Here is an 8112-nt window from a genome sequence, read left to right on the forward strand (position 1 = left end):
GTAGCCAGAAAAGCCTTCTGACTAAAATGCCAATGCATCGAGCTCGGCAGAACGTTGGGTGGCGTCAAAGACAAAGCAACACAATGCCAATATTGGTGACGCAACCGTATTTAAGCCAAGGTTTTTGGCTAAATAAAAGCTCATTGATCCGACTAGAGCTAATGAAAACAAACCAAACAGAACGGCGTTGCAAGAACTGATTGCGGCGACTATCTGTGGCGATTGGGAAAACCAGTCAAAGCGATGGGTGTATTCAGACAGCACCGCAGATGATGCCATCAAAATGACAAACGGCACTAGGGCGATGCAAGCTTCTCGAAGCGATAGAAAGAACGACAGCTGGGCAATGCTTTTATGGCTGTTTGGTAACATGGAGCCCCATATTTTTGCTCTTAGGCGTTTCTGTAGCTGAGCTTCATTGATGCTCGCAGTTTAGTACAGGCTTGAACTTGGCTTTATTCTCAGCTGCAGAGTTGCGAGCTGACTCAAAACTATCGCAGCCAACAAAATCCAGTCAACTATATAGCCATGTTAGTACTTGGGTTCGCGTTGCAATCGGTGTACACTGCGCGCCGGAGTCGGCCAGGCAATCGCTGCTCTGCTTTGCAGAGGGGAGGAAAGTCCGGGCTCCATAGGGCAGGGTGCCAGGTAACGCCTGGGGAGCGTAAGCTCACGACAAGTGCAACAGAGAGTAAACCGCCGATGGCTCGTAAGAGCTCAGGTAAGGGTGAAAGGGTGCGGTAAGAGCGCACCGCGCGGCTGGCAACAGTTCGTGGCACGGTAAACTCCACCCGGAGCAAGGCCAAATAGGCCCCTACGGATGCGGCCCGCATTTGGGGGCGGGTAGGCTGCTTGAGCCAGCGGGCGACTGCTGGCCTAGACGAATGATTGTCCACGACAGAACCCGGCTTATGGCCGACTCCCACTTCTTTGAGTTCAGTAACTTGCAGCTATGCGAGGTTACTGTGATACAAAGTGTGCAACAAAATGAGTAACGGAAGCTTAAACATACTTACCAGCGTAATGGCATTTACTACCTCTGCCTGCGCGTTCCTTCAGTCGTTAGAAACTATACAAAGCTACCCGAATTCATTCGCTTTAGCCTGCGTACACGCTCACCTAAGCAAGCACAAAGACGCTCTTGAGGTTGTGGGTTGCTTAGGTTTTCAAATGCAATAAATTGAGAGCATGATATTTGTTGCGTTAACAGTTGCCTATCATCGCTTCTCGCTTGCAACTTGCTTTGCTTTATCCACGGTAAGCTTGTTTCTTATGCTATTCAATTCTTCGAGGGTTTCGGGGCAGCTGGTATCGTTAATGAACTTATCTAGCAGTTCAACTTTATCTTGGTAGTCCCGTTTGTGCTCAATCATTCGAAGGCGGTAGCGGACTCGAGCCAGAACCAATGTGGCGACACATGAGATAAGCCCTGATAGGAACGCTATTGTGGGCTCTTTAAGGTATGGAGCTAAAGGCGATGTCTCTGGTAGGTTTTTTGACCATGTAAGTAGAATAAAAGTCGTTACGCTGGTGAGAGTTGCGCTGCTCAAGACATCTGTTTTGCTGATAGTCTTCTGTTTTGAATTCATCCCCTCAGACACTTTTACTCCTTTTATGGTGCTCGATTGCCTTCCATAAAGGGTCGTCAGGGTATAGGTATACAATTGATGTGCTTGGTGCGCCCCCTGCATCAACAACAATTTTTACTTTGCGAGTCTTTAAGCGTTGAACAATTAGAGGCATGAGGTACGCGACTGCAATCGATACAATCACAACAAGCAATAGCGCTACATGAGCTTCCACTGTTTATCCTCTACCGGAATATGCTGAATCACCTTAGTAATAGTGTAATTGGTAATTGTTTTCCCTGTTAGCTTTGTTTTTTCTTTGTACCAAACCCCATCGACCTCTAGTAAGTCATCTTTGGAAAATTTCTCTTGATTATCAGATACTCTCTTTAGAAATACAGGGTCAACAATTAGAGCGGTTAGGCTTCTAGCTGGATTATCTCTGTCAATGAGCTTCCATTTCGCCTTGGGGTTGTAGCTCAGATTTTCCACATAAAAAAAGCCAAAAATCTTGCCTTCGTCCACAACGTGCTTGTGATTTCGTCTGATGACAAGTTTCTCTTTGTCTTCTTTGGTTACTGTTATTAGGGGATGTTCTTTTGCTCCTTGATTGATTGTCAGGGAGTCTATCCCCTCTTCTGTCAACGGAGTAGATATGTCGCTGATGGCTGCTCTAATCTTAGGGTTGGTTAGTATTGCGCACTCAAGCTCATTAAGTTCAACTCGGTCTCCATCAATATCAATCGAGTAGCCCTGCTTACCTTGCTTTATTACTATTTCTGTGGTCGATAAATCCATGTTCTTCAGCAGTTCAATTGTTTTATTCAAAGCGGCGCAAATGGCACCATAAATTGAACTGGTTTCGAAAGACTGCTGAGATTCTGATTCCTTGGTGAATAGTTTTATTAGCCACCACAGGGAGCCATCTCTGAAACCTCCTGATAGGAGTGCTTCAGTAGATATGTGTGAGCTATATATGCGGTTAGCTTCTTTGAAGGCCTCTAGGTAAATTGTTTCAAGGCCAGACATGCTGCTAGTGACAAGAGACACCTTCATTTGGTGTTGTTTGATTTTGTCTCCACTACCATTGTAGTGAATCTTTATTGATTGCTCGTGTTCGTCCATAAACTGCGGCTTTATCGTGTATTCCCATCATGTAAATATGTCACTTTTCAAGCTGTAATAGAATGTTTAAGCTCAAAAATGACTTACTAATTTGATGTTGACTTGGTTCGTGCTGGCTACCGTATTAAATAAGCCTAACTGCTGTTGCTATGAGTGTTGTTTTTTATTGCTATCTACAGGTGTTATTTTTAACCAATTGATATTTATATATTAATATTGGTTTCTTGTCCTTGGGCCTGTTGTAGTGATGCAAAAGGCCGTGGCAAACCTCAACGAAGATGAAATTCAAGCGCTAAAAAATCGTTGGTTAGGGGTGACACTAAAGCAGCAGTTTGACTATCTGTTGTTGTGGAAAATTGCTGGAGTGGTGGCAATCATCGTGGTCTTAGGATTCCTCCGTTATCGCGAGCTAAGCACTCTCAATAGAAAAATATCTGAATCGAATCAACAGCTCATGACAGCCAAACGTGAGCTTGAATTACTCAGCACGACTGACCATTTGACCGGAATTGCCAACCGTAAAAAACTCGATGAGCAATTGATTCGGGAAATATATCGAACCAAGCGATATCAGCACCCGTTAGGGGTGATGCTCGTCGATTTCGATCGATTCAAACAAGTGAATGATACATTTGGCCACGCCATGGGAGATCGATTACTGTCGCAAGCCGCTACGATTTTTTCAGCCAATATCCGTCAATCAGATTTTGTCGGTCGTTGGGGCGGCGAAGAATTCATGTTGATCTGCCCAGAGACTCCGTTGGCATCGTTGGAAATTCTGGCAAATAACCTACGACAAACGATTGCCAATTCATCGTTTGAAACGGCTCAAGTGCAAACCGCAAGTTTTGGTATAGCCAGCTACCAACCAGGCGAGACCATGGAAGCTTTTTGGCAGCGAGCAGATAAGGCTTTGTATCGAGCTAAAAAAGGTGGTCGTAATCGTGTCGAGGTTGCTTCATGACCCTCTGTAGCCTCACAATTTTGGTGACAATCTGACCATGTGGTCAGAAAAATTATCACATCTTTCACATTCGTAAAATGTTTTTCAAGGAGGAGCCCATTTCATTGCAATAATGGTGTCCCGTTTCTAGCTGCAAGTTGGCGACGCCTTACTCCGCCTCACATGTGTTATTGGAGGCAGTTGAAATCTTTCCGAAGTCTGGATTTATGCGTAGTAGTCATCATATCGTTTTTACCGCAACAGAAAGGAAGTCCCTTTTCAGATATGTCAGCTTGAGCTTTGTTCTCAGTGTAATGGTTGTAACTGTCGTTGCTTTCTTCGATATCAGAGATGAGCTATCGGAAGATGCATCGGAACTAGTTGAGCGGCTTGAGGCGATTCACTTTGAAGGGGCTGACATTGCTGCCAAGCTTCAACAGATAGATGTCAAAGATTGTTCGGTTAGCCACCTTCAAAAGCTCCAAGCCATATTTAATCAACAGGTATTTATTCAAGCCATTAAGTATCGTTTGGAAAGTGGAGAACAATGCCAAGTAGGAAGCTATACCCCCTTTGTTAAAAGCGAGCGTATTCGGAGCCCTAGAGGCAATGAGATTATTGTTAATTACAGAAGCCCTGTTGATGTGGTCAGTTTTATGGCTCAGCATGGTGATTATCAATTTGTTTATCCCGCGCTTATTTCGCCAGCATTTCTTTTGGTCGACACCAACTTTGAGATTGTACTCTCCTCCGAAGCGCTTAATGCTGATGAGTACCAATATTTGATTGGAGAGTTCGGATTAAGAAGAGTATATGCGAAAGGTCAAAATGCTTGGTGGCCTGATTATGTTGTGATGACTGAATCCTGTGGAGAGCATTCTGATTATTGTGCCATTTTGGGGTTCTCTCCTCGTCAATTTGCTGTCGTTTTCCTTGATTGGCTGGGGATCATTGTTGCTGCTAGTGTCGCATTCGCATATTTCACTTATCGTAGTCTGAAGCGCAAGTATATTCGCCGTCGCTCGAGTCGATCGAGAATCCTCAGAGGATTAAAAAAGTCATTCTTTTTCTGTCACTATCAACCCATCGTTGACTTGGCCAGCAGGCGTATTGTTGGGTGTGAAGTACTGGCTCGGTTCGAAGATGACTATGGCACAATGTCTCCGCTTGAGTTCATTCCGTTGATTGCAGAGGCCAAGTTAACGTTGCCTTTTACGCAACTGATTATTGATAAAGCGATGGCTGAGCTTGCTGAATTGATCGATGAAACCAACAGCCTTAAAGTCAACTTCAATGTTTTTCCAGAGGATTTTGTCACTGACTCATTATGGCGCTATGTTGAGGGAGTATCGGCAAAATATCCGCTTTGCAAACTGGTTGTCGAAATCACTGAAGATCAACCGCTTGATGTGGGACAAGCGATCACGCATACCGACAGTGCGCAATCGAATGGCGTATTGATTGCGATGGATGATTTTGGCACTGGTTATTCAAATCTTGCTAGTTTACAAACGCTCAACTACGACATTCTAAAAATCGACAGGAGCTTCATTAAGGGGCTTGAGTTCGATGCCATTGTCGCAAGTTTGCTACCTAATATTGTCGAGATAGCGAACAAATATGAGATGGTTGTCGTGGCAGAAGGCATCGAAACCGAAGAGCAGCTCAAAAGTCTATTGGAGCTTGGGGTTCAACAGGGGCAAGGGTGGCTTTTTGCTAAACCGATGCCTATTCAAATGTTGAGTGACCATCTCTTACTGAACAGCTGAGTATTGGCTCATATTCACGGTCTCGCAAAGTTATTTAAACTGCAGGCCGCAGAACGTGTGCTTAGGCAAGTTGTTTAAGCTGTTCAATGGCGCCGTCAAATTCGTAGTCATCAAGTAGATTTGAAGCTTTTTTCAACCGGCGCTGTTGTTCTCTGCTCAGTTCAAACTGGTGTAGCTCTTCGATCAATTGTTTCGCGTCTGGGTCGCCATCATCGCAAGTTTCAATCAGTACCGCGATACGCTCACTTAACTGCGCTGATGTGATTGGCTGTTTGGCTTGCTCAGCAACATCGTCAAACTCAATTGTTGCTAGTTGTGCGAGTAACTTATCTAAGCTTGTCTGGACTGCGATTCTGTACTCTTCTATTTGCCCCTTGTTGCTCACTTCACAGGTTTTTTCGAGCTGCTCAGATATCGCTAGAACGAACAGCAGATAAATGCCATAACCGCCAACTAATCAATGGATAATGTGCATTTCTGGAGGGACAAAAAAACGGTGCACCAGGCACCGTTTACAACCGAGAATCATTGCAATTAGTGGTGTTTGGCTTTTGGCAAGATCAAGTTCAACACGATAGCTGTTATTGCTGCCAGAGCGATGCCACGGAGAGTAAAGTCGCCAAACTCGAAGAACATGCCGCCTAAACCAAATACCAGCGTCAACGAGACAATAGTCATATTGCGAGGCAAGCTGATATCTTCTCCGGCCTTGACCAATGTATTCAAACCAATTGCTGCAATAGCACCGAACAACAAGGTCATGATACCGCCCATCACAGGAACCGGAATCGAATTCAGTAAGGCACCACTTTTGCCGCAGAATGATAGCAAAATGGCGAATACTGCTGCCCAAATCATGATCACTGGGTTGAATGCTCGGGTCAGCGCAACAGCACCGGTTACTTCTGAATAGGTCGTGTTGGGTGGGCCGCCAAACATTGCCGCGGCTGAGGTAGCGACGCCGTCGCCCAAGAGAGTGCGTTTTAGACCCGGCTTTTTCAGGAAGTCTTTCCCGGCGACGTTGGAAATGGCAACCATATCGCCAATGTGTTCTACCGCTGGGGCAATAGCAATTGGCACGATAAATAAAATTGCTTCCCAGTGAAATTCAGGCGCAGTAAAGTTTGGGATTGCAACCCAAGGTGCCGCAGCAACGCCGTCGAAACTGACCATACCCAACAATACCGCAATGACATAACCGACAATCAGTCCTGACAAAATAGGAACTAAACGCAGTAAACCTTTGCCTAAGATCGATACTAGAACAGTAACGATGAGCGCTGGCATCGACACCAACAAGGCCTGATCGATACTAAACAACTCAATGGCGCCATCGCCGGTGCGTCCCAATGCCATATGAACAGCAACGGGCGCTAAATTGAGGCCAATGACCATGATCACTGGGCCTACTACAATGGGGGGTAGAATACGGTGAATGATCTCATTGCCACGCAATGCCACTAGGCCACTAAGTAGCATGTAAAAGACACCTGCTGCCATCAAGCCAGACATGGTTGCCGCGATGCCCCAAGTAGCGACACCGTGTGATATCGCCGGTATGAAAGCAAACGAAGAAGCCAGGAAGATTGGTACAGAGCGCTTGGTAATGAAGTGAAACAGTAAGGTACCAATACCGGCGGTGAACAATGCTACGTTTGGATCTAAGCCGGTCAAAATTGGTACTAGCACCAAGGCGCCAAAGGCGACAAATAGCATTTGGGCGCCAATCAATGCGGTGCGAACAGAGAAGGTTTGCATAGGTTTGTTGAGTCCTGCAGTGTGTTTTTTATTTAAAATTATCGGGTGCCAAAAATCTTGTCGCCGGCATCACCAAGGCCAGGGATGATGTAACCTTTGTCGTTTAAGTGATCGTCGACAGAGGCAACATAAATATCGATATCTGGATGAGCCGCCTCTAGTTTGGCAATGCCTTCTGGTGCTGCGACCAAGAACAACCCTTGAATGTGTGTGCAACCTTTCTGCTTAAGCAAATCAACAGTGGCAATCAGTGTGCCGCCTGTCGCTAACATTGGATCAACGATGAGTGCGGTGCGCTCTTCAACGTCGCGAACTACTTTGTCGAAATAGGCCACTGGTTCTAATGTTTCTTCATCACGATAGAGGCCAACCACACTGATCTTGGCGTTTGGCAAAAGGGTTTGAACACCGTCTAGCATGCCCAACCCTGCTCGTAAAATCGGCACCAAAGTGATTTTTTTACCTTTGATGTTTTCAACCGCCAGTGGCGAACCTTGCCATCCTTCGATTTCAACCGTTTCGGTTTCGAGGTTGCGAGTGGCTTCATAGGTAAGCAAGGCACCAATTTCACTACAGAGTTCGCGGAATTGTTTGGTGCTGAGGCCTGCTTTACGCATAAGCCCAAGTTTGTGTTGCACCAGCGGGTGCTTGATTTCAAAAACGGCCATGATGGAGTCCTGACGTGATGGGGTAAAAATTGCGCGTAACAAATAGCATAGCGACTATTTGCTATTGTTGATGCTTGACAAGTCTCAGGCAGGTGGTCGACTTCTGCACCGCCTTTGGCTGTCAACAAAACGAAACAGTCAATCAATGAAACATGAAAAAGCCAGTCCAATAGACCTGTCTCTTGATCACATCTTAGAGTTCAAGAGACTTGGCTAGCTCGTACCCTTCAAGGATGGCTTGTAATTTGAGCCATCCTTGCCACAGCACTTTAACTGAAGCT

The 8112-nt window shown here is 45.6% G+C and carries 7 protein-coding genes, 1 other RNA gene and 1 pseudogene; 4 read left to right on the forward strand and 5 right to left on the reverse strand.

Features of this window, described 5'->3' with window-relative positions:
- Window positions 1-21: 21 nt before the first annotated feature.
- A complete protein-coding gene (locus tag CBE68_RS11880; protein ID WP_087506307.1) occupies window positions 22-372 on the reverse strand; it encodes a hypothetical protein in 351 nt (116 codons plus the stop codon).
- 202 nt (window positions 373-574) lie between these two features.
- Here CBE68_RS11880 and rnpB point away from each other — a divergent pair.
- An RNA gene (gene rnpB, locus CBE68_RS11885) (RNase P RNA component class A) lies at window positions 575-927 on the forward strand.
- Between the two features lie 92 nt (window positions 928-1019).
- Window positions 1020-1145 (forward strand): annotated as a pseudogene (locus tag CBE68_RS19085) (DUF6538 domain-containing protein); the annotation flags it as partial.
- Between the two features lie 642 nt (window positions 1146-1787).
- Here the strand turns inward: CBE68_RS19085 and CBE68_RS11895 are convergent.
- On the reverse strand, window positions 1788-2693 hold the full coding sequence (locus tag CBE68_RS11895; RefSeq protein WP_087506309.1) for a hypothetical protein: 906 nt from the start codon (window positions 2691-2693) through the stop codon (window positions 1788-1790).
- 247 nt (window positions 2694-2940) lie between these two features.
- On the opposite strand from CBE68_RS11895, the gene CBE68_RS11900 reads away from it, so the two are divergent.
- The gene (locus CBE68_RS11900) at window positions 2941-3657 is read left to right on the forward strand and encodes a GGDEF domain-containing protein (RefSeq protein WP_087506310.1); all 717 of its coding nucleotides are present in this window, start codon (window positions 2941-2943) and stop codon (window positions 3655-3657) included.
- 137 nt (window positions 3658-3794) lie between these two features.
- On the forward strand, window positions 3795-5405 hold the full coding sequence (locus tag CBE68_RS11905) for an EAL domain-containing protein (protein ID WP_143824550.1): 1611 nt from the start codon (window positions 3795-3797) through the stop codon (window positions 5403-5405).
- A 61-nt stretch (window positions 5406-5466) separates the two neighbouring features.
- Here the strand turns inward: CBE68_RS11905 and CBE68_RS11910 are convergent, their stop codons facing one another.
- From CBE68_RS11910 to upp, 3 genes are all read right to left on the reverse strand, one after another.
- The gene (locus CBE68_RS11910) at window positions 5467-5790 is read right to left on the reverse strand and encodes a hypothetical protein (RefSeq protein WP_087506312.1); all 324 of its coding nucleotides are present in this window, start codon (window positions 5788-5790) and stop codon (window positions 5467-5469) included.
- Window positions 5791-5939: 149 nt separating this feature from the next.
- Window positions 5940-7163 carry a uracil-xanthine permease family protein gene (locus CBE68_RS11915; protein ID WP_087506313.1) on the reverse strand — a complete coding sequence of 408 codons (1224 nt, stop codon included), beginning with the start codon at window positions 7161-7163 and terminating at the stop codon, window positions 5940-5942.
- Window positions 7164-7201: 38 nt separating this feature from the next.
- Complete coding sequence (upp, locus tag CBE68_RS11920; RefSeq protein ID WP_087506314.1) at window positions 7202-7831, reverse strand: uracil phosphoribosyltransferase; 630 nt, start codon at window positions 7829-7831, stop codon at window positions 7202-7204.
- Window positions 7832-8112: the final 281 nt, after the last annotated feature.

The organism is Neiella marina, assembly GCF_002165625.1.
GTDB lineage: Bacteria > Pseudomonadota > Gammaproteobacteria > Enterobacterales > Neiellaceae > Neiella > Neiella marina.

Coding starts and splice junctions, on each gene's coding strand:
- CBE68_RS11880 (WP_087506307.1), bottom strand. CDS start 372: ATGTTACCAAACAGCCATAAAAGCATTGCCCAGCTGTCGTTCTTTCTA.
- CBE68_RS11895 (WP_087506309.1), bottom strand. CDS start 2,693: ATGGACGAACACGAGCAATCAATAAAGATTCACTACAATGGTAGTGGA.
- CBE68_RS11900 (WP_087506310.1), top strand. CDS start 2,941: ATGCAAAAGGCCGTGGCAAACCTCAACGAAGATGAAATTCAAGCGCTA.
- CBE68_RS11915 (WP_087506313.1), bottom strand. CDS start 7,163: ATGCAAACCTTCTCTGTTCGCACCGCATTGATTGGCGCCCAAATGCTA.
- upp (WP_087506314.1), bottom strand. CDS start 7,831: ATGGCCGTTTTTGAAATCAAGCACCCGCTGGTGCAACACAAACTTGGG.